Raw genomic sequence first — 768 nt, 5'->3', positions numbered from 1 at the left:
GGTGATGCTGCCAACTTACTGATTTAGTGTATGATGGTGTTTTTGAGGTGCTCCAGTGGCTTCTGTTTCTATCAGCTGTCCCTCCTGTTCAGCTACTGACGGGGTGGTGCGTAACGGCAAAAGCACCGCCGGACATCAGCGCTATCTCTGCTCTCACTGCCGTAAAACATGGCAACTGCAGTTCACTTACACCGCTTCTCAACCCGGTACGCACCAGAAAATCATTGATATGGCCATGAATGGCGTTGGATGCCGGGCAACCGCCCGCATTATGGGCGTTGGCCTCAACACGATTTTCCGCCATTTAAAAAACTCAGGCCGCAGTCGGTAACCTCGCGCATACAGCCGGGCAGTGACGTCATCGTCTGCGCGGAAATGGACGAACAGTGGGGATACGTCGGGGCTAAATCGCGCCAGCGCTGGCTGTTTTACGCGTATGACAGGCTCCGGAAGACGGTTGTTGCGCACGTATTCGGTGAACGCACTATGGCGACGCTGGGGCGTCTTATGAGCCTGCTGTCACCCTTTGACGTGGTGATATGGATGACGGATGGCTGGCCGCTGTATGAATCCCGCCTGAAGGGAAAGCTGCACGTAATCAGCAAGCGATATACGCAGCGAATTGAGCGGCATAACCTGAATCTGAGGCAGCACCTGGCACGGCTGGGACGGAAGTCGCTGTCGTTCTCAAAATCGGTGGAGCTGCATGACAAAGTCATCGGGCATTATCTGAACATAAAACACTATCAATAAGTTGGAGTCATTACC

The 768-nt window shown here is 53.6% G+C and carries 1 protein-coding gene; it reads left to right on the top strand.

Annotated features, from left to right (window positions below):
• Positions 1 to 55: 55 nt before the first annotated feature.
• Positions 56 to 753 (top strand): IS1-like element IS1B family transposase gene (locus ABZJ92_RS22065; protein ID WP_095033700.1). Its coding sequence is split into 2 segments (ribosomal slippage): positions 56 to 305 and positions 305 to 753, totalling 699 coding nucleotides; the frame shifts between segments, so codons are not numbered across the junction.
• Positions 754 to 768: the final 15 nt, after the last annotated feature.

Source organism: Shigella sp. FJ200513 (assembly GCF_040495915.1).
GTDB lineage: Bacteria > Pseudomonadota > Gammaproteobacteria > Enterobacterales > Enterobacteriaceae > ECMA0423.
The sequence above is the reverse complement of the archived record's forward strand: the minus strand, read 5'-3'. Positions and strand labels throughout refer to the sequence as shown.